Genomic DNA, 21,744 nt, shown 5'->3' with positions numbered 1-21,744 from the left:
TATCTTTATATATCTCTAAAGGAGTTCATATGAACACTGCTCAAAAAGGTTTTACCTTAATCGAACTAATGATCGTTGTTGCTATTATCGGTATCTTGGCTGCGATTGCTATTCCTCAGTATCAAAACTATGTTGGTCGCTCAAACGTAGCGGCAGCAGTAGCAACTCTATCTTCAAACAAAACTGGTCTAGAAGACTATGTTCTAAGTAATGGCGCATTTCCAGATGGTAAGACAGTAGCAGTACAGGGTAAGCCAGCTGGTCCAGGTGGAACTCCAGCAGCAGTGCTTCCAGTAGCTGGTCAGACTCCAGCTGATTTAGGTATTGTAAACTCTACTATTGGTGAAACTAAAATTGCTAATGTTGCCGCTACTCCAGGTGCTGGTAAAGTACAGCTTAAATTTGCTAACGGTAACCCAGGAATTAAAGATAAAATCGTACAACTAGAACGTGATGCTAATGGTACTTGGACTTGTCTAACTGATGTTGAAGAAAAGTTTGCAGGTAAAGCTTGTCCAGTAACTAAAACTGCTATAACTCCAATTTCATAAAAAACTAATAGATAAACAAGTGTAAGCTAAACAAAATTCTTATCATATTGCTAGAAAAGCCAAACGTTATGTTTGGCTTTTTTACATCCGAGAATCATGATTTTATGTTACTTACATCAACAACTTATTACTTATGAGCTATTACTATGCTACTAATTCCAAATCGTCATTTTGCAAATCAGTCGGGCTTTACTTTGATAGAGATTGTGGTTGCTATTGCGATAGTCGGCATCTTAGCATCTATAGCTATAGCAAATTATCAAGTTCAAGTAAGAAGGACTCATTTTGCGTCTGTTTATCAGACGTTAAACCAATTCCGACTACCTTATCAGGTAATGATCGACGAGGGTGCAGGGGTGACAGGATTCAGCCCAAATGGACTCAATATATCAGCACAAACTGAGTATTGCCAGTTTAGCGTTACATCGCCAAATGTGAATGGCATAACCGATGATGCGGTAGTCTGTCAAATTCAAAACCTTGCCTATATACAAGGTGAGAAACTTAGCCTTGATCGCGCTGCCGATGGTTCATGGCACTGTCGAGCGTCGTCAGGTATTTCTAGAAATTACTTACCTATTGATTGTCAGTAATAATAAACAAAAAACCACCCAATAGCCGCTGCCGTTGGATGGTTTTATTATCTTAAAGATTAAGTCCTTTAATAAAAATAAAGTCTACTTCTCTAAATACTGAATCTTACCTTCCACACCATCCCACTTTTCAGCTTCTGGCATCTGCTCTTTCATTTCAGTAATGTTTGGCCATTTTTGCGCCAGCTCTTCATTTAGTTGGGTAAACATTTCTTGGTCTTTTGGTACTTCGTCTTCTGAGAAGATGGCATTGGCCGGACATTCAGGCTCGCATAGTGCGCAGTCGATGCACTCATCAGGATCGATGACGAGGAAGTTTGGGCCTTCATAAAAGCAGTCCACAGGACAGACTTCCACACAGTCGGTGTATTTGCAAAGAATGCAGTTATCTGTAACGACAAAGGTCATAGTGAGGTCTACCTGTTATTGGATTGGCTGATATAGTCAATCTCTTTTAAAAGAGTTATTGTGTCAGCCTAGCCTGAAGTATTATTTATACCTCTGCGCTCAGCTGCATTGTAATTCTTTTAAATTAAATCAACTATAAGGGCTACATAGAATAGTTGGAAAATAAAGCGTATTTTAGCGCCTTTACTACGCTTTGACAATTCCCTTTAATGACTAATGATTTTCTTCAGATGATAAAGTAAATCATGCGCTTGCTTAGGTGTTAAGCTATCAGGATCAATCATGCTCAGCTCATCTTGTAGGCTAAATAGCTGATTTTGTTTTGGATTATCCGTTATGTCTGTCGCTTGAGCAGTATGACTTACTTCTTGATTGAGAGGAGCATCATTATAACTCTCTTGCCGTTTATCCTTTACTGACTTAACTAATTCATTTTTATCATCAATAGTTTGTGCTTTATCTACGGTTAAATGGTCTGACTGTAAGTTGTCTGCTAAATAGCGCTTAGCATCCTCTAGCACTTGAGTAGGGATACCAGCCATTTTTGCGACATGTAATCCAAAGCTAGAACTCGCTGCGCCATCTTTAATTTGGTGCAATAGCAATAACTGACCATCGACTTCACTGGCTGCTACATGAACGTTACGGATATCGGCATGATGCTTGCCAATATCGTTCGTTAATTGCGTCAGTTCAAAATAGTGAGTGGCAAATAATGTCAGGCAGCCAATCTCGACTAGGCGATTGACACAGGCATGGGCGATGGCCAAACCGTCAGTGGTGGCAGTACCGCGGCCGACTTCGTCCATTAATACCAGTGATTTATTCGTTGCTTGATTTAAGATATTGGCTGTCTCAATCATTTCTACCATAAAGGTCGATTTGCCACCAGCCAAGTCGTCAGCTGAGCCGATGCGTGTAAAGATGCGATCGATATCACCAATATGAGCACTAGCTGCTGGCACAAAGCTGCCGCAATGCGCGAGCAGTACAATCAGCGCGGTCTGGCGCATATAGGTAGACTTACCACCCATATTAGGCCCAGTAATAAGAAGCAATCTTTCAGGGTGTCCTTCATCAGCATTGGTGCTACCTAGTGCACAGTCATTGGCAACAAAGTGGTTTGTACTTGATGAATTACCGTTCCTACTATTCGCATTTGTTTGATTCAATGCCGCTTCGACCACAACGTGACGACCTTGACGAATATCAATGTTGGTTTGACTTTTGGTTACTGATTCGCTTTGGTCTTTTGTATGTAGACCCATGATTGGGCGCTGCCAATTATACGTGATGGCAAGCTGGGCCCAATTGCTTAGCACATCTAATTGTGCGATAGCGGCGCTAAGCTGTTGTAGTTCAGCTAAATGTTGGTTTAATTGAGTGAGCAGCTCTTGATACAGCTGCTTTTCACGAGCCAACGCTAAGGACTGGGCGCTTAGATATTCTGTCTCGACTTCCTTTAGCTCATCAGTGATAAAGCGCTCACTGCTCTTCAGCGTTTGCCGACGGATAAAGTGGGCAGGGGCATTCTTCGCCTGCATTTTGGGCAATTCAAAATAGAAGCCACTGACTTTATTAAAGCCAACTTTTAGACTCGGTAATTGATTGTCTTGACGGGCACGCTCGACCATCTCGTCTAGCGTCGATTGAATATTGTCATGCAAATGAGTAAGGCGATCAAACTCTTCATCGTAGCCCGCTGCTAGCATTCCTCCATCGCGGATATGCGCAGGCGGTTCAATGACAATAGCGCGTTCGATTAATTCGGCGACGGATTGAACAGCAGGTAGTTGATCTGGCAATTGCTGCATCAACATTGGTAATAGGCCAGCGTCTTCAGGACTGATTCCCGATGCTATTAATAAGGTAGTAAGCTGGGCGCTACTAGCGATACCATCTGCAAGCTTGCGTAAGTCACGAGGTTTAGCACTCATTAGCCCGATTCGACTGCTGATTCGTTCAATATCGCCAATGGTATTCAGCATTTCTCGTAAACGTGTAACCAATAAGCTATCTTTTACATCTTGGTTTGACTCAATTGAGTCACTCTTTGGGTTTAGCAAACAAGTTATCGCATCTAGACGCATATTGATACGTGAATGCTGACGCAGTGGACGCTTCATTTGCTGCACGAGTAAACGCTTGCCCATCGGAGTCTGACAATGATTCAGCACAGATATCAAAGAAGTGCCACTGCTACTAACAGGGGTAAATAGCTCGAGATTTTGTTGGCTATTGGCATCGATAATTAGGTAGTCATCGCTGTACTCGACGATGAGTTGGTTCACTTGTGGCACCTGGCGTTGCTGAGTTTGACGCGCATAGTGGATAAGCGCAGCGCAGCTGGTTTGCGCAAGTGGAGCCTCATGAATGCCCAACCCATCGAGACGCTGGACTTCGAACTGCTGACAAAGCGTGTCACTGGCATGCTCACGATGAAAGTCATTGGCAGCGACTTCTATAATAGGGCAGTCCAGATTTTGTCGTAACCACAGTAGCCACTCTGTATCATTGCTTCCAATGCTGTCGCCAACGCCATCAATAAGCGCTTCACTAATGATGCATTCACTAGGCGCAAAACGCGCTAATACAGTAAGCATTTGAGTTTGCAAATTATCGATATCGTTTTTGTCTGCTATCAGCGTCTGGGTAGTCAGTGTACCCGCGGCCAAATCCATCTGGCTAACGGCTGCTTGTAAAGTCTGGCTATGGTCTTGCGTTTTCATAGTCGCAATATCGATGGCGACCACAGTCGGCGTATGATTAGGTGCAATCAATGCGTCATCAGTAATAGTACCTGCCGTAAGCGTCTTAACCACTTCACGGCGCATGATGCTACCAGCAGCAGATTTACTTTTGTCTTTCTTTTGCTTGTCGCCCATTACAGGGTCATCGGGCTTATTATCAGTGTTACCAGTTGTTGATTCGTCAATTTGTTCGCATACGACTACTGTCTGACCAGCAGCGATCAAGCGTGCCATATAGCTATCGGCTGCATGGAATGGCACACCCGCCATGGCTATCGTGTTGCCTGCTTTATCCGTACCACGGCGCGTCAATGTAATATCTAATATCTGCGCTGCTCGCTTAGCATCGTCAAAGAACAGCTCATAGAAGTCACCCATCCGGTACAAGAGCAATGCTTGTGGATAGTTGGCTTTCATGGTTAGATATTGCACCATCATCGGCGTATGGTCTGCTAGATTGTAGACGTCATCGCCTATACTTAAGCAGTCAGAGGTCTCTTGTTTTGATAAGGGTTTTTCTGATGAATTAGGATTTGACGACTGATTTTGTCCAGATGGCTTTACGGTCATGCAGAGTCTCTTATAGTGCTTTAATGGGTTGTAATGAGTATTTTGTGATAGAAATACTAAAGGGTCATTTGTCTTATGTACGAGCTTGATAGATAGCTTTGAGTTTTGGCTTTATCAATATGCCAGTTACTTATAGATAAATGGCTCCACGACAAATCTTGAGCCAAGACGCAGCGATAGCAAGCGTATAAAAATCAAAATGTGAAAAATAATAAAGTCGCTGAAAAAGCTAAGAAATTTAAGAAGGTATTCGCTATTTTAACACGTCCTACTAGGTTTTTACTGTGGCAAATATCTACTCGCTGCCCTTGTATCCATCAGCGTCATAACCATATATAATGACGGCACACTTAATTGGGCGATACTAAATTAGGTAGTACTTAGTCGGGTGATGACAAGGCAAAGAGCTAAGCTTTGGCTAATGCGCACTAATTATCGAATATTCCATAGGTCAAAAAATTATGTTATCAAAGATTATAGGCAGTGTGGTTGGCACCAAAAATGACCGCGAATTAAAACGCATGCGTAAAGTGGTCAGCAAGATCAACGCACGAGAGGCTGAAATTCAAGCCCTGTCTGATGAGCAACTACAACAAAAAACTGAAGAATTTAAAGCCAGACATCAAAAAGGCGAAAGCTTAGATGCATTATTGCCAGAGGCGTTTGCTGTCTGCCGCGAAGCGTCATTACGTGTCAATGGCATGCGTCACTATGACGTGCAGCTGATCGGTGGTATCACCTTGCACGAAGGTAAAATCGCTGAGATGAAAACTGGTGAAGGTAAAACCCTAATGGGAACCTTGGCCATGTACCTAAATGCGATCAGCGGCAAAGGGGTTCATCTGGTCACGGTTAACGATTATTTGGCTGCGCGTGATGCTGAGCTAAACCGTCCGTTGTTCGGATTTTTGGGTATGACTGTTGGCGTGATTTACTCACAGCAGCCGCCACAAGAAAAAATCGAAGCTTATCAAGCTGACATTACCTATGGTACCAATAACGAATACGGTTTTGATTATCTGCGCGATAACATGGTCTTTAGTCTTGCTGAGAAAAAACAGCGCCCGCTAAACTTTTGTATTATCGATGAAATTGACTCAATCTTGATTGATGAAGCTCGTACGCCGCTTATTATTTCGGGTCAAGCTGAAGATTCATCACGCATGTACGCGTTGATTAATACGATTATTCCTGTGTTGATTCGTTCAAAAGACGAAGAAGCAAACAAGAATAACGAAGAAGAAGACTTCTGGATTGATGAAAAGAATCGCCAGATTGAGATCAGCGAAAAAGGCTATGAAAAAATCGAGCGCTTCTTAATCGAAGTAGGCGAGCTTGGTGAGAACGAAAGTTTATATAGCCCAAGTCGTTTGCCACTTTTGGCTCACGTTCAAGCTGCCATTCGTGCGCATCACGTATTTGTCAAAAACGTTCACTATATCGTCGATGAAGGCGAAGTGGTCATCGTTGATGAAAATACAGGCCGTACCATGCCTGGTCGTCGTTGGTCAGAAGGCTTGCATCAAGCAGTAGAAGCAAAGGAAAACGTTGAGATCCAAGCAGAAAACCAAACGCTTGCCACAACGACCTTCCAGAATTACTTCCGTCTATATGACAAGTTATCTGGTATGACGGGTACCGCTGATACCGAAGCGGCAGAATTCAAATCTACTTACGATCTAGATGTCATCGTGATTCCAACGCATGAGCCAATTGCTCGTATCGATATGGATGACCAGATTTTCTTAACCAAGTTAGGCAAATATAAAGGCATCATTCGCGAAATTAAAGAAATTCAAGCCAAAGGCGCGCCAGTACTGGTTGGTACAGCGACGATTGAGGCCAGTGAAGAGTTGTCTTACTTGCTCGACCAAGAAGGCGTTAAGCATAACGTTCTAAACGCCAAGCAGCATGAGCGTGAAGCAGAAATTATTGCACAGGCAGGCAGTCCAAAGTCAGTCACGATCGCCACCAACATGGCAGGCCGTGGTACGGATATTATCCTTGGTGGTAACTGGCAGTCGTTTATCGAAGATATCGATGCGGTGAGTCCAGAGGAGATGCAGCGTTTAAAGTCTCAATGGCAAGTCAAACATGACCAAGTCGTAGCAGCTGGTGGTTTACATATCATTGGCTCTGAGCGCCATGAGTCACGCCGTATCGATAACCAGCTACGTGGTCGTGCTGGTCGTCAAGGTGACCCTGGTATGTCACGCTTTTTCCTATCGCTCGAAGATGATCTGATGCGTATCTTCGCAGGCGATCGTGTGGTCAATATGATGCGTGCGATGGGTCTCAAAGAAGATGAGGCCATCGAACATAAAATGGTCTCTAAATCGATCGAAAACGCGCAAGGTAAAGTTGAGAGTCGCGATTTTGATGCTCGTAAAAACCTACTGAAATACGATGATGTTGCCAATGAGCAGCGTAAAGTTATCTATGGTCAGCGTGATGATTTATTAGCAGAGATGGACTTATTAGAAGCCATCGAAGTGATGCATCATGAAGTGTATAACGCGATGATAAATCAGTTTATTCCGCCTGGCTCTATTGATGATCAGTGGAATATTGACGGCTTAGAAGATGAGTTAGAAGACGAGTTCAAAATTTCAATGCCGATTAACGATTGGTTGGATGAGGATCGTCGTCTGGATGAAGAAGGGCTGCGTGAGAAAATCGTTCAAACGGCGATAGATCGTTATCACAGTCGCCGTGAGCAGATGGGTGAAAAAGACGCCGCTCAGCTTGAGCGTCATTTCATGCTACAGAGTCTAGATAAGCATTGGAAAGAGCACTTAACGCAGATGGATCAGCTACGTAAAGGGATTCATTTACGTGGTTATGCACAGAAAAACCCTGAGCAAGAATACAAGCGTGAGTCGTTTGAATTGTTCCAAATGATGCTTGGTGCGATTAAGTCTGAGACCGTACAAGACTTGTCACGTGTTCATATCCCAACCAAGGAAGAATTGGAAGCATTAGAAATTCAGCAACGTGAGAACGCTGCCCATATGCAAATGCAGTTTGAGCATGACGATGTAGATAACTTGGATAGCAATGCGAGTGGTTCAGCTGCTCAGCCGCAACCACAAAGCCGTACTCTAAACAGTGGAGCTGCCGCAGCTGGCGTTGGTGCTGCTATAGCAGGTAACGGTAGTAATGCTAATGAACCAAACCCATATGCAGGTATGAATATCAGTCGTAATGCAGCTTGTCCTTGTGGATCAGGTCTTAAGTACAAGCAGTGTCATGGTAAAATCTAGTCGTTAGTCATGGCAAGTTAATAGCTATGTACTGAACTGCTATTAAAGACAGCCTTTATCTGAAAAAGCCCTTATCTTAAATAGATAGGGGCTTTTTTATATCTGTTAGATAACTTATGTAAACTTAAAACTTGCTAGACTAAGTACAACAAACACTTTGTATTGATTACTTACAAATTCAGCATAGGCGTGAATTTATGGACACGCTATAGTGTTTAACATATTTATTTGGGAGAGTGTCATGAGTGTAGAATTCTTAAAAAAAGTACGCAGCTCAGTAATTTTAACAAGTTTGTTGGCTGGCGCCTTGACAGTTAGTGCTTGTCAGCAACAGGCAGAGCCAGAGTCGGGCATGGAAGACGGTGTCAATACAGAAGAGTCTGTTCCAATGTCAGCGGAGCCTGCTGAACCTAGTGATGTCGTTGTCGATACCGAAGATGCTTCACTTAACGAAGTAGAAGGTGATACCACTGCTTCAGTAAACAGCGGCGTGATGCAAATGTCATATCTATGTACACCTGAACTAAAAGTTGAGGCGACTTATAAAGAAGATGCCAATCAAGTTGTTGTCGTAACCGACATGGGTACAGTAACGTTGAACCAGACCAATGAAGGTAGTAATCCTGAAGTGTTTGAAGTGGCGACCGCAATTGATGGTGGTCAAGGCTTCACACAGTGGCGTGTAGGGCACGAAGCTCGTAAAACTGGCGTCATGCGTACTGCGGGTGCAGATGAGTCAAATGTTAATACATTCGAGTGTAATGAAGCTTCGTAATTTGTCTTCAATATTTAGTAAGTGATAGGCATTAAAAAAGCAACGCTAAGATAGCGTTGCTTTTTTATGTTGTGAAAGAATCTTTATCAATCATACAATTTCGTAGTGGCTAAACTATCAGCGCTTATTTCAACTTAGTCGTATCAGAACCATGAGCCAATAGACCTTCTTCAGTCACATCTAACTCTTCATGCTTGAGCTCTACTTGAATGCTGTCAGTATGTACATGGGTGCTCTTGTTGATTTCTATATCTTGAATAGCGTAGGTGTCTTTGGTAATAATAGCCACTTGGCGAGATAGCACAATATCAATCGGTTCATCGCCAATCTCTATTTGTTTACCATTAATGGTCACTACAGCTTTGCTATCCAAAGAAGGCTCGACGTGGCGCAATATATCTTTTTCATCGTAGTTACCAGAGAGTAAATCTTGGCTTTCTGCGTCATGATAATCAGTACGAATGGTGATATATTCTTCTACCAACTCAATTGGCACTTCAACAGTCTTAGTACGTGAATGCTTGGTGACGGTTACTTTACCTACATCCAAGCGTTCTTTGTTAATCACAGGACGTTCTTCTAATAGCTCTAAATGTCCAACGTTGACGGTATTATTCGTTTGCTTCGTTGAGATATTTTGTTCTTTATCCAAGTCATCTTGGTAAAGGCTGTTTCCATTTTCAGTAGTCATTGTTGTTCCTTTATAATTATAAAATGATGAGTTTTCAACAATCTAAAACGTTATATGCCAACTACATATATTAACTAGCTACATTTAATACTATAAACCATTCGCTCATGTTATGAATACAAAAAAGACCAGAGACATGCTCTGATCTTAATGGCTAAACATATGAGTTTAGCTGATTATTACTATCATATTTAACTGACGATATAGGAAATTTACGTCGTTAAACTATGACTTATTAGCATATTACATGCCACGAGCACGGCGTACATCTTCTGCTGTGATACCATCACGGTCTACTAAGTTACCTTCACGGTCAACCACGTTGCCGTCACCATCAACATCTAGCTCTTCGCGTTGAATGGTCTCAACCACAGTTTCAGTATGATGATCGGTCGTTTTACCGACATTTACTTCTTCAGAAACATAGGTTTCTTTGCTGACGCGAGCACGTTCAGCTTGTAGTTCAACTTCAACTGTTTCAGTAGCATCGAGGTCACCAATACGACGGTCGGTTGGACGATCTACGCTAGTACGTTGGATATTGGCATGTTCTTCTTCTAAATCGACATCGACATTGCGCTCTTCAGTGACGACATGCTTACCTACTTTTACTAGACCAGCAACGATACGGTCTTTATTTACCGTCAGACGCTCTTCTAATAACTCTAGCGTATTTGGTGCGTCATACGAGTGATCTGCAATATCAACGCGATCTTCTACAGGAAGTGTATCGGCGGTAAACGCTTGACGATCTCTTTCATACTGCTCTTTGTAGCTGTACTGGTAATCGTGATCGTATACTTCCATGGCTTCTACTTGTGTTTTGGTCAAGCTATCAAAGAAGACATCATCACCAACGATACGGGCTAAACCTGCTGGTACCAGTACTTCTTTTGAACTAAACCAGCCGCCTGCATCTACGATTAAGTAACGAATACGACCAGTAGTGTCTTCTACTAAGGCACCTTCGATTTTACCGATTTTTTCTTCATTGATACCGTAAGCAGTTTTGTGCGTTGGGTCATAATAGTCATCACCAATTAAGTCTTGATGAGTAGCTTGAATATCTTTTAAACGGATTAGTTGACTCATTGTTATATTCCTTTTTTGCGAGTTTATTTTTTATAATGTAATGGTTGATGTTGTTATTAATTTTTAGTAGAACCGTATTTATTACAGTTAATGGTAAGCCAAATGAATAGCTTCCCTATCAACTTGTAGCTATCCTAACACCGTGATTTTTGATGAGATATATGAGCAAGGTAGCAAAGTGTGCGCTTGCAGTAATTGCGTGTAATAGGCTGTAAGTGGCATAACATAGGAGGGGGTAGAAGTTAACGAGACTTTACACAGAGTAATATTTGACATTCATCGAAAGAAAGCAGACACAAAAAAACCGCATTACCATTAGCAATGCGGTTTCTCAATAAACAATAATTATCTAAGTATTATTCAGCTAACTTACTTTAAGTCAGTTAGACCTGCTTTATTTAAGCAAGTTCAATAGCAACAGCTACCGCTTCACCACCACCGATACATAGCGTTGCGATACCTTTTTTGCCACCAGTACGTTTTAGAGAGTTGATAAGCGTAATCAGAATACGAGCACCTGAACAGCCTACTGGATGACCAAGGGCACATGCACCGCCTTCGATATTTACTTTAGCATGGTCAAGTTTTAGCTCGTCCATCGCAGCCATAGTAACCATCGCAAAGGCTTCGTTAATTTCCCACAGATCTACATCATCTACTGACCAGCCAGCGCCTGCTAATACTTTTTCAATGGCGCCGATTGGCGCAATAGTAAATTCGCTTGGGTGACGTGAGTTTGAGGCAGTAGCAACAATGCGAGCTTGATAATCAAGGCCTTCAGCTTTCGCTTGTGACTCTTTCATTACTACGACGGCTGCAGCACCGTCTGAGATTGAGCTAGCGTTTGCAGCAGTAATCGTACCATCTTTAGCAAATGCTGGACGTAAAGTAGGAATGCGATCAGCATTAGCAAGGGCAGGTTGCTCATCGGTATCAACAGTTTGCTCACCTTTACGCGTTGCAAACGTAACAGGCTCGATCTCATCTTTAAAGTGGTTGTCTTTAATTGCAGTCAGCGCACGGTTCAATGATTCAATAGCAAACTCATCCATTTGCTCGCGTGTATAGCCTTTTTCATCAGCCATTTCTTGAGCAAACATACCCATAAGCTTACCAGTATCGGCATCTTCTAGACCATCTAAGAACATATGGTCTTTGACTTCTTTATGACCCATACGATAGCCGCCACGTGAACCTGGCATGATATACGGTGCATTGGTCATTGACTCCATGCCACCTGCAACAGCGACGTTGAAGCTGCCTGCTTTGATACCATCATGCGCTTGCATGACTGCTTTTAAGCCTGAACCACAAAGCTTATTAATAGTGACGGCGCCAGTCGCATCCGGTAGACCTGCTTTGCGCATGGCTTGACGAGCAGGGCCTTGACCCAGACCTGCCGTCAAGATACAACCCATGATCACTTCATCAACACTGTCAGCGCTAACACCTGAACGTTCGACAGCAGCTTTGATAGCGGCGGCACCCAGTTCGGTAGCACTCATGTCTTTTAGTGCGCCTTGAAAGCCACCCATTGGTGTACGTGCGCCGTTTAGGATTACAATTGCATCATTTGACATCGTTATTATTCCTTGTTGTGCGTTTTGATTAAGTATCTACCAAGAAATCAGATGCCGATTGGCTAGCTTTTGCTTATATTATAAGCATCTGTCTTCTTCAGTATGTGGTTTATGCTAGCTCATCTAATCGTATGCGTACTACTTTATCAGTAATGGTCTCTAACTTTTCAATTTTTTCGATAGCAAGATTCATCTGACTCTCAACCACGGGTAGCGTCAGAATAATCACCGGCACTTGACCTACTTTATGCGCAGGCTTTTGCAAGATTGCATCGATGTTGATACCGGCATCACTTAGGATGCGCGTGATATCTGCCAGTACGCCTGGGCTATCATAAGCATGCACACGCAAATAATAGCCAGTTACCATCTGATCAGCACGCAATATAGGCGTGTCTGATAGCTGATCAGGGATAAATGCTAAATGCGGGACATGATGACCAGTGTTGCTCTGGTCGTCACGATCTTTGCTACCCAGCACACGAACCAAATCCATGACATCGGCCATCACTGCAGAAGCAGTTGCACCAGCCCCAGCCCCATCGCCGCAATAGAGCGTCTGACCAAGTGGATGTGAGTTAACCAGTACTGCATTTTTTACACCATTGACGTTCGCCAATAGCGCATCTTGTGGAATAAGTGTCGGGTGTACGCGTAATTCAACCCCTGCGTCACCATCGTTTTCGCTATCGCGGCGTACTGCAAACCCTAAATGCTTGATACGGTAGCCAAGCTCTTCGGCATAGTTAACGTCTTGCAGGGTAATACCAGTAATACCTTCACAGTAGACTTTATCAAACTGTAGCGGAATACCAAAAGCGATAGAGGCGAGTAGCGCCAATTTATGAGCTGCATCAATACCTTCAACATCAAAAGTAGGATCTGCTTCTGCGTAACCTAACTCTTGCGCTTCGCTTAATACGTCGGCAAATGGGCGACCCTTATCACGCATTTCGGTCATGATAAAATTGCCAGTACCGTTGATGATACCCGCGAGCCAGTCTATTTTGTTGGCAGCCAGTGCTTCACGCATTACCTTGATAATCGGAATACCGCCTGCTACCGCTGCTTCATAAGCAACGTGCACATTGTTTTCTTCAGCGAAAGCAAAGATCTCATTACCGTGTTCAGCGAGTAGAGCCTTGTTTGCCGTGACTACATGTTTGCCGTTTTTAATGGCCTGCATAATGACGTCTTTGGCTAAGGTGGTACCACCAATCACTTCAATAACAATATCGACGTTATCGCTTGCGGCAATTGCCATCAGATCGCTGTTTTGCATGATATTGGTATCAATATCATCACGCTGACGACGCGTACCGACTTCGGTAATAATAATGTCGCGTCCGCTACGGCGTTTTAGCTCATTTAAATTGTCATTGATCAGATTGATCACGCCCGTTCCGACGGTGCCCAGACCAAGTATCGCTAGTTTGATGGAATTACTCACAGTATCCTCAAGAGGTTAAATACAATGAAGTCATTATAAGCGGTGACAGTGTCAAATGAGTCTGCGACATCAAACATAACGTCTGTGCGCATTGTCTAGTACTGCCTGCCTATCTACTTCATCATAGTTGAATAAAAAAAGCTCAAATAAAAAGGGTGTTGCTCATTTTGCATCGTGCTTTATCGTATCATACCGACAAGGCATTGTGACGTCTATACAATCTCATAAAAGCCAATGTTATAAAGGCTAATACCATAAAAGCCAATGTTATAAAGACAACGTCATCAAGGTTATATCAGCTTACGATTATAAAAAAGCAGTAGCTTCAATCTTGTTTGACATATGTATATATCATTTATGCTTGATTGCCAATATTAGTTGTTAATATGAGTAACTAATACTGGTAACTCAAATGATTAGTTAGCACCTATTGCTTGTGCCAATTCTGCTGCAGGCAAGTAGCCACCTACTTGTTGTCCTGTCTCGGTAAATACCGCAGGCGTACCACGCACACCAAGTCTTGAGCCTAGAGCCATATGTTCTTGGACAGGGTTGGCACAGCTAGGGGCCTGTACGTTGGCACCGATTTTTGCTTGATCCATTGCAGCTTTACGATCCTGACTACACCAGATCGCTTCCATTTTTGGTACAGACTCTTGACTGCGTGGCCATGCCAGATAACGAACCTCGATACCGCGTGCATTGATATCATCCATTTCTGAATGTAGTTTGCGACAGTAGCCACAGTCTGCATCGGTAAAGGCATAGATGACGGCCTTGGTTTCGCCTTTTGCTGGATAAATCACCATGTCTTTTTTATCGACGGCTTTTAGCGCTTCTTGTGCTGTCGTAGCAACTAGGGCGGCACTGATATCGACTGGAGCGGCATCACCCACAGCGATGATCTGACCTTGAATAATATGCTTGCCAGCTTTATCAGTAAAGAAAGAAGGTAGACCTTCAGCGGTCACCCAATAAATACCATCCATATCTGTCGGTACAGCTGAAACGATAGTTTCCTCGATACCAGAGCTTTTTAGGTTCGCCTGTAACGCCTTCACCACGGTTGCATCATTACCAGCTGAGGGCTTAGCAGCAGTGGCATTTGTCTGTGCAGCGTTTACAACACTGGTATTGCTAGTTGCATCAGCGGCATTGTTTGAGCAGCCAGCAGCGATACCAACTAACAGCGCACTCATCATAAAACGAGATAGAATGGTACGAGAAAGAGGGTTACGCAAGGTGGTATTTTTGATAGTGGGGAACGGCATACGGGTTTCCTATAGGTGTCGTGCCTAATCATGAGTTCGTTATAAAAACGCTATAAACTTTTCTATATAGTAATGTGTCTTGGCAGTGTTTTAAAGGTCTAACATTGAAGAAGTTTTTATAACTTATTGATAATAAAAGATAGGTAGTAATAGCCTTCATATTACCATATTTACGCCAAATAATAGCAAAGGGAAGGCAGCCAAGAAGTATCAATAAAGCCAACTTTAAAGAATAGCTATCAACATAAATTCAAAAAACAAGATACATTTGTGCTATTTAACATAGTTGCTTGAACTTGTAGTCTAAGGCTAATCGCATTGTTTTTATAAAAATCTATATAAAATGCGTTGTATAAACTATTTGAGAACGACTTACTTTAACAAATTTGCTTTAAGGAGCACACATGGCAGGTGCCAGTTTATTAACCTTACTCGATGACATCAGCGTCTTAATGGATGATGTGAGCGTCATGACCAAAGTCGCTGCCAAAAAAACCGCGGGCTTAGTTGGTGATGATTTAGCACTCAATGCCGAGCAGGTCACAGGGGTTAAGCCAAATCGTGAGCTCCCCGTCATTTGGGCAGTTGCCAAAGGTTCTGCCGTGAACAAGGTGATTTTAGTACCAGCAGCGCTATTGATCAGTTATTTTATACCGTGGTTGATTACTCCGCTATTGATGATCGGAGGGTTATACCTGAGTTATGAAGGGGCTGAGAAGGTCATTCACAAGTTTTGGCCGAAATTGTTGCCTCATGATGAAGAGCAAAATGCCCGTTTAAAGGCTAACGCAGATGAGTCGGTAGATTTGGTCGCGTTTGAAAAGGACAAAATCAAAGGTGCCATACGGACCGATTTTATCTTGTCAGCTGAGATTATTGTTATCTCTTTAGGCGCAATTACAGCAGCTGGTGGCGATATTGTCCAAAAAGGCATCGTACTTTCGATAGTGGCTGCTGTCGTGACCGTCGGTATCTACGGCTTAGTTGCAGGCATCGTAAAGATTGATGATGCGGGTCTGCATTTGATTGAAAACTCACAAGCAGGTGATAGTAAGCGCAAGTTTGGCGAATTTATGCTTGCAGCTGCGCCAAAGCTTATGAAGTTTTTATCCATAGCGGGTACGATTGCGATGTTCTTGGTGGGTGGTGGTATTATCGTTCACGGTATAGGCTTTTTGCATCATAGTGTAGAAGATATTGCCCATCTTACTGGGGTATTTGAAGGGTTAACCGCGTCATTGTTAAATGGATTAGTCGGACTGATTGTTGGCGCTATTGTGGTAGCTATTGTTACTACTATTGGCAAAATGCGTGGTAAAGATGACACAGCGTCTTCTGCGCACTAAGCTTATCTGCTTTTTATTGTCTCTCGTTTGAATTAGCAAGTAAGTTTGACTGTATTAAAATAAAAAGCCCCAACGCTACGAATAGCTTTGGGGCTTTTACGTTTGAGCTTGTATGACTAGCTGTCGCTGTCTGTATCATCAGATGCAAGCTTTTCAGCCTGCGTCGGCTTCTTATGATCCGTCTTAGGCTTACGACTGCGCGCCTTTGGTACTTTTGGCGTAGTCAGATTGAACATACCAGTCTGTGGAAGCAATTGCTCAGCCACATTTTCGATCATGTTTTTATAGCTAGCTATAGTCGTCTTAGACTTAGCTGCCTGACTGTCTTCTTTGCTAGCCTCTTTAGTAGATTCTTCTACTACCGATTTATTCGTTTGCTCAGTCTCTGCAGCATTTTCTACTTCATTGCCAGTTTGCTCTGCAGGGATTTCGACTTCTGCATCCTTAGCTTCTGACTGAGCGCGCTCGACTTCTAGCAAGTGCTCACTATCAGCACTGACATTTTCTGTCTGTGTCTGATTGGCGAGGGCAGTCGCTTCAACGTCATGCGCATCGACTTCGTTATTGGTTTGCTCGACGGTAGCTTGTTCAGCAGGTACGCTCAATACAGTGGGTTCCTGATAATCAGGGTGCTGTCCGCGCGGATCGTTGCTAGCACGCTTAGTGATAGCACGTGGCTCAACGTCTGTCTTACCTTGTGCTGCTGCGAATTGACTGACGGCTTGAGTCATCACTTCAAAGCGTGCAAGGTAGTCGGCAGCCAATGGTTGATAGCCATAATTGCTAAAGTCAAAGCTCTGGCTAGCAGCATCAGAGCTATTATCAGCACTCTGAGATTGCTCATTATGCAACGCAATAGTCGAGATAAAGCAGTTGATAATGCCTTCTTCTACTAAGCGCGTTTGCGCCTCTGGTAGCGTGGCACGAATAAACTCACCAACCGTGCCACGTATTGCTGGCACATTAGTAGCAGCTGGCTTATCCGCTTGAGCAGCTTGCTGAGCGAGTACTACACGTGGATCGTTACTCGCTTGCCCAAATTTCTCAGCAGTCACGTAACGTGTGCCAAATAGTGCTTCATGGGTTAGCTCAAGTGCTGAGTTACTCACATTACTTGTGCTTGCACTATTACTGTCAGCCTGAGTACTTTGAGCTTCATTACTCTTACTCACATTTTCAGCAGTCTTGGTTTTCTGCTGTTTTGGATTCTGAGTTTCTTTAGCTGCTTCAACGTCAGTAGTTACCGACGTTGGAGCTTCCGCTTTACTTTCGGTGTTACTCGTAGAGGTCGATTGAGCTTCTACAACTACAGGTGCTTTTTTCTCTTCAGCAGCCTGCTCATGCTTAGGAGCATCGTTTTGAACCTTAGCTTGTTCAGTAGTTGTACGCTTATCGTCATTTACCTGATTGGCATTTGCTTCCACCATACTTTTTTCGTTATCGCTTTTCTTATCAGCGTTCGAAGCAGTGGTTTTTTGCTTATCAGTGTTCTGCTCATTGCTACTGTGCTTATCAGTAAGTTTTTGAGCAGCTGTTTCGTTTGAATGCTCATCTTTTGCTATGTTGTTTGTCGCGCTTTGCTGCTCACTAGGCTGAGTTTTGGCCTGTGTGGATTTGCTATCATCTAAAGATAAATGCACCACTTCAGGGGCTTTTAACTCAGTTGGCGCTTCATTGACCTGTAGCACGACCTCGTTAGGGTCTTGATTGCGACGTGCACTATGCTGATTTTTGCTATTGGCAGCATCGTTGTTTCTAGCGTTCTGCTGTTTGCCCTGCTTAACGTTGTCAGCCGTTAGTGTCTCACCGCGCTCTAGCTTACCGCGTGAGCCGCGTTGGCTATGCGATTTACGCTTAGTACGAGTTTGCTCATCTGCTTTAGAGCTGTTTTCGTTATCAGCATCACTGCGCTCGCTTGCGTTACGATTGCTGTTCTGTTGACTGCTATCTTGGCGGTTATTACGATTGCGATCGTTCGTGCGTCTGTTATCGTTTTGACGCTTGTCTTGCTGTCTTTGGTCTTGAGTATCAGACGATTTGTCATCAGCATTGTTTGAGTTAGTACTTTCTGAGCTACTGTTTACGTTGCCAGTAGTCTCGTCAGTTGCCTCTTTTCTTTGACGCGGCTTAGAAGATCTAGACTTACGCGGCTTACGTCTTCTTCTGTCTTCATTGCTGCTGTCATCAGTATCGCTATCATTACGACGCGCCTGTTGACGATTAGCGTTGTTATCTGACTGTTGGCTGTCGTTTTTCTGACTGTTGCTTTGTTGAATTGGCTGCTCACCAGTTGCAGCGGCATTATTCAAGGCATTGCTATCAACTTGACCAAACGAGCCTAAGCTTTGCGCGCCAGTGTTTACTAGCGCTTCGATTGCTTCAGCGGCATCTCGGCTACTGACACTAGGTGTCGTAGTGGCTTGTGGTGCTTGAGCAAATAGGTTTGATAACCATGCAACGGCTTTTGGTTGAGCAGTAGCTTCGACACTCTGTGTCTGCGGTGCTACTGGAGCGGCAACACTAGCAGTTTTATTAGCTTGCGGTGCATGTGCAGGCGACACGTCGTTGGTATTTTTATGATTACGACGATCATTGCTATGATTTACCGTATCGTTCTGCGTTTGCGTGGCTGCATTTTGCTGAATGTTTGAGCGGTTCTGCTTATCATCTGCAGTTTTACGAGGCTGGCGAGTAGGTTGCTGTTCAGGACGCTCTTTTTCAGCAGTCTGCCAGTCAACGTTGTAGCCAAGGTCACTATGCTCTTGTTGCTGAGTATCAGTGATACGTTCATAGCTCGATGGTGCAAAGCCATCACGGTTGAAGTGCAGCTTGAAGTTTGGTGATTCTAAATGCGCGTGTGGCAAAATAGTGATACGCGTGCCACTGTCTTGCTCAAGATAAACCAAGCTGTCGCGCTTTTCATTTAATAAGAATGCCGCGATGTCTGTCGGGACTTCTGCTTGTACTTCACCTTGACGTTCTTTAAGGGCGATTTGCTCAATTTGACGCATGATAGATAGCGACAATGAGCGCAAGTCACGAATCATACCGTTGCCATGACAACGTGGGCAGATATAGCCTGTTGACTCCTCTAATGAAGGACGTAGACGCTGACGGCTCATTTCCATCAAACCAAACTTAGAGATATCACCAAACTGAACGCGCGCACGATCATATTTGGTCGCGTCGATTAGACGTTTTTCTACTTCTTTTTGGTGCTTATTGTCATTCATGTCAATGAAATCAATAACGATCAAACCACCCATATCACGCAAACGAAGCTGACGAGCAATCTCGTCAGCTGCTTCTAAGTTGGTATGGTAAGCGGTCTCAGCAACGTCTGAACCTTTGGTTGACTTAGCTGAGTTAATGTCGATAGAGACTAGTGCTTCTGTTTGGTCAATAACGATTGAACCACCTGATGGCAGACGAACTTCACGCTGATAAGCGGTTTCGATTTGTTTTTCGATATTGAAGCGCGAAAACATCGGCTCATAGTCAGTATATTTGCGTAGCTTTTCGGCTTGTTTTGGCATTACCGCATCGATAAACCCAGCCGCTTCAATGTAAGCGTTTTCGTTATCAATCCAAATCTCAGCGATATCATCACGTAGATAATCACGAACAGCACGTGTGACAACGCCCGCTTCTTGGTGAACCAAGCGCGGTGATGGGTATTTTTGGTTTTGTTCTTGAATGGCTTGCCAAATGTTGAGCAAGTGGTTTAGATCGTGCTGTAAATCTTCCTGAGTTTTACCAATACCAGCAGTACGAATGATGACACTCATGCCTTTTGGTAAATCAAGATTGCTCAGCATGCGCTTCATATCTTCACGCAGTTTGCCCGAGATTTGACGTGAGATACCACCGCCGCGAGGGTTGTTTGGCATCAATACCAGATAACGACCGGCTAATGACACATACGTCGATAGGGCAGCGCCTTTATTACCACGCTCTTCTTTTTCGACTTGGACGATTAATTCGTCGCCTTCTTTGATCAGTTTTTTGATGTTTTCGTCACGTGGGTTGCCGCTTAGGTATTCAGCAGAGATTTCACGAATGGGCAAAAAGCCTTGACGCTGAGAACCATATTCAACGAATACTGCTTCGAGCGATGGCTCAACACGAGTCACATGACCTTTATAGATGTTAGATTTTTTTTGCTCGCGAGTACGGTTTTCTAGGTCGAAATCGTACAGATGGTTGCCTTTACATAAGGCGACACGAATCTCTTCGTTTTGAGTAGCGTTGATCAAAATGCGTTTCATATTTGTATCCTATGAGTACGCATGACAACGATAAGACAGTCTTTAGGACATAGTGGCAAGTGTGGCTAATATTGTGATTAGCGTGTGTAGATGTTCATTAACGGTAGAACGTAAATCGTGGGTTTCATAAAGCACATGGGCTTTTTCAATGGCTTCTTTTTTACCTGAAATAATGAGCGGCGCTCACGTTAATATCAGTAATATAGGGTGTAAGGCTACGGTACTTATATTTTATCATCAGTAAACTTGGTACATATATGATTGGGTCAGCGAGTCAAAGCGTTCTTATTCTCAGTACGTTCTATTGGTAGTGATTTCAGCGCACGTTGTAAGCGTGGGCGAGGGTCAGTTACATCTCTAAAAAATACTGATATTAAAAAGGCGTGGTGCTGTTGCCATTCATCCATCAAAGTCTAACAATAATATCGCGGTCATGATTGCTACTATATAGTGGCGTCATTCAGCGGTTGTTTATTCAGGCGAAGCAATTGGTTACTCTTTGTTTATCGTTCTTTGTATAACGTCAATAATATCTTGGGTGTCTCAAGGTTAGGTGTCGCAGCTTTTGTTATCAGCGGGGCGTACTTGGCAAACAGAGTAATGGACCAGCTTGTCAGCATGGTATCGTATTTACATTGTTATCGTCATCTGTTTGACCACCAATACTTAGGCAGCTATCGAGTTACTTTTCGATCCTAACGCTAAACTACCCATACTTGCTCAACTATGCTGGCATAAAGAGCCATCAGATAAATAGTCATTAAATAATGATTGATTATCGAGTACGGTCGTTGTCATGCAATTAGTGAGTCAGTGTTGTGTTGTAATCGGTTAATAAGCTGATTTATTATCAGAGTGATTAACGCGATGGTATGTAGTGTCACTATTTATTTTATGGTACCGAATAACATTCAGTACAGTATTTTTAATTTTTAGGGCTATATTTGGTAAGTAATACCTCTAAATAAATAACGCGCCCTAAAATCAGATGAAACGTGTCAGGTCAGCAGGATAAATAGTGTCAACCTCTTTACTGGCAAGTAGTAGAAAGCTGACAAGCAATAAAATGGTGGTCAACTATTTGTAACAACAATGATTATTGCTGTCGCCTCTGCTTAATTGTCGCTCAACATGCT

Annotated in this window: 13 protein-coding genes; 5 read left to right on the top strand and 8 right to left on the bottom strand. The window is 43.2% G+C overall.

Features of this window, described 5'->3' with window-relative positions; genetic code table 11:
- Positions 1–29: 29 nt before the first annotated feature.
- Together CXF60_RS03430 and CXF60_RS03425 are read left to right on the top strand one after the other, a co-directional pair.
- Positions 30–551 carry a pilin gene (locus CXF60_RS03430; protein WP_102090805.1) on the top strand — a complete coding sequence of 174 codons (522 nt, stop codon included), beginning with the start codon at positions 30–32 and terminating at the stop codon, positions 549–551.
- A 146-nt stretch (positions 552–697) separates the two neighbouring features.
- Positions 698–1,144: a pilin gene (locus CXF60_RS03425; RefSeq protein ID WP_102090804.1), complete on the top strand. Its 447-nt coding sequence runs from the start codon at positions 698–700 to the stop codon at positions 1,142–1,144.
- 84 nt (positions 1,145–1,228) lie between these two features.
- Here the strand turns inward: CXF60_RS03425 and fdxA are convergent, their stop codons facing one another.
- Complete coding sequence (fdxA, locus tag CXF60_RS03420; protein ID WP_102090803.1) at positions 1,229–1,552, bottom strand: ferredoxin FdxA; 324 nt, start codon at positions 1,550–1,552, stop codon at positions 1,229–1,231.
- 206 nt (positions 1,553–1,758) lie between these two features.
- Positions 1,759–4,872: a DNA mismatch repair protein MutS gene (gene mutS, locus CXF60_RS03415; protein ID WP_102090802.1), complete on the bottom strand. Its 3,114-nt coding sequence runs from the start codon at positions 4,870–4,872 to the stop codon at positions 1,759–1,761.
- Between the two features lie 461 nt (positions 4,873–5,333).
- Here mutS and secA point away from each other — a divergent pair, with 461 nt between their 5' ends.
- Together secA and CXF60_RS03405 are read left to right on the top strand one after the other, a co-directional pair.
- On the top strand, positions 5,334–8,135 hold the full coding sequence (secA, locus tag CXF60_RS03410; protein ID WP_102090801.1) for a preprotein translocase subunit SecA: 2,802 nt from the start codon (positions 5,334–5,336) through the stop codon (positions 8,133–8,135).
- A 241-nt stretch (positions 8,136–8,376) separates the two neighbouring features.
- Entirely contained in the window at positions 8,377–8,910 is a 534-nt protein-coding gene (locus CXF60_RS03405) for a hypothetical protein (protein ID WP_102090800.1), read from the top strand.
- 124 nt (positions 8,911–9,034) lie between these two features.
- On the opposite strand, the gene CXF60_RS03400 is transcribed toward CXF60_RS03405, so the two are convergent.
- The 5 genes from CXF60_RS03400 to CXF60_RS03380 all read right to left on the bottom strand — a co-directional run bounded on the left by CXF60_RS03400 (position 9,035) and on the right by CXF60_RS03380 (position 14,994).
- Positions 9,035–9,601 carry a YsnF/AvaK domain-containing protein gene (locus tag CXF60_RS03400; protein ID WP_102090799.1) on the bottom strand — a complete coding sequence of 189 codons (567 nt, stop codon included), beginning with the start codon at positions 9,599–9,601 and terminating at the stop codon, positions 9,035–9,037.
- Positions 9,602–9,844: 243 nt separating this feature from the next.
- Positions 9,845–10,693, bottom strand: coding sequence for a DUF2382 domain-containing protein (locus CXF60_RS03395; protein ID WP_102090798.1), 849 nt, complete (start codon positions 10,691–10,693; stop codon positions 9,845–9,847).
- A 398-nt stretch (positions 10,694–11,091) separates the two neighbouring features.
- Entirely contained in the window at positions 11,092–12,273 is a 1,182-nt protein-coding gene (locus CXF60_RS03390) for a thiolase family protein (protein WP_102090797.1), read from the bottom strand.
- 109 nt (positions 12,274–12,382) lie between these two features.
- Complete coding sequence (locus CXF60_RS03385; protein WP_101205523.1) at positions 12,383–13,723, bottom strand: homoserine dehydrogenase; 1,341 nt, start codon at positions 13,721–13,723, stop codon at positions 12,383–12,385.
- A gap of 416 nt (positions 13,724–14,139) precedes the next feature.
- The gene (locus CXF60_RS03380; RefSeq protein WP_102090796.1) at positions 14,140–14,994 is read right to left on the bottom strand and encodes a DsbC family protein; all 855 of its coding nucleotides are present in this window, start codon (positions 14,992–14,994) and stop codon (positions 14,140–14,142) included.
- 404 nt (positions 14,995–15,398) lie between these two features.
- On the opposite strand from CXF60_RS03380, the gene CXF60_RS03375 reads away from it, so the two are divergent.
- Entirely contained in the window at positions 15,399–16,340 is a 942-nt protein-coding gene (locus tag CXF60_RS03375) for a DUF808 domain-containing protein (RefSeq protein WP_102090795.1), read from the top strand.
- A gap of 116 nt (positions 16,341–16,456) precedes the next feature.
- Here the strand turns inward: CXF60_RS03375 and CXF60_RS03370 are convergent, their stop codons facing one another.
- Positions 16,457–20,608 carry an Rne/Rng family ribonuclease gene (locus tag CXF60_RS03370; RefSeq protein WP_102090794.1) on the bottom strand — a complete coding sequence of 1,384 codons (4,152 nt, stop codon included), beginning with the start codon at positions 20,606–20,608 and terminating at the stop codon, positions 16,457–16,459.
- Positions 20,609–21,744 lie beyond the last annotated feature (1,136 nt).

Origin of the sequence: Psychrobacter sp. 4Bb, assembly GCF_002836735.1 — a bacterium.
GTDB lineage: Bacteria > Pseudomonadota > Gammaproteobacteria > Pseudomonadales > Moraxellaceae > Psychrobacter.
Note: the sequence above shows the minus strand (reverse complement) of the source record. Positions and strands in the feature narration are given on the sequence as shown.

Bases quoted from the DNA above. Each gene is read 5' to 3' on its own strand.
- CXF60_RS03405 (WP_102090800.1), top strand. From the start codon at position 8,377: ATGAGTGTAGAATTCTTAAAAAAAGTACGCAGCTCAGTAATTTTAACA.
- CXF60_RS03400 (WP_102090799.1), bottom strand. From the start codon at position 9,601: ATGACTACTGAAAATGGAAACAGCCTTTACCAAGATGACTTGGATAAA.
- CXF60_RS03375 (WP_102090795.1), top strand. From the start codon at position 15,399: ATGGCAGGTGCCAGTTTATTAACCTTACTCGATGACATCAGCGTCTTA.
- secA (WP_102090801.1), top strand. From the start codon at position 5,334: ATGTTATCAAAGATTATAGGCAGTGTGGTTGGCACCAAAAATGACCGC.
- CXF60_RS03395 (WP_102090798.1), bottom strand. From the start codon at position 10,693: ATGAGTCAACTAATCCGTTTAAAAGATATTCAAGCTACTCATCAAGAC.
- mutS (WP_102090802.1), bottom strand. From the start codon at position 4,872: ATGACCGTAAAGCCATCTGGACAAAATCAGTCGTCAAATCCTAATTCA.
- CXF60_RS03370 (WP_102090794.1), bottom strand. From the start codon at position 20,608: ATGAAACGCATTTTGATCAACGCTACTCAAAACGAAGAGATTCGTGTC.
- fdxA (WP_102090803.1), bottom strand. From the start codon at position 1,552: ATGACCTTTGTCGTTACAGATAACTGCATTCTTTGCAAATACACCGAC.
- CXF60_RS03425 (WP_102090804.1), top strand. From the start codon at position 698: ATGCTACTAATTCCAAATCGTCATTTTGCAAATCAGTCGGGCTTTACT.
- CXF60_RS03380 (WP_102090796.1), bottom strand. From the start codon at position 14,994: ATGCCGTTCCCCACTATCAAAAATACCACCTTGCGTAACCCTCTTTCT.
- CXF60_RS03390 (WP_102090797.1), bottom strand. From the start codon at position 12,273: ATGTCAAATGATGCAATTGTAATCCTAAACGGCGCACGTACACCAATG.
- CXF60_RS03430 (WP_102090805.1), top strand. From the start codon at position 30: ATGAACACTGCTCAAAAAGGTTTTACCTTAATCGAACTAATGATCGTT.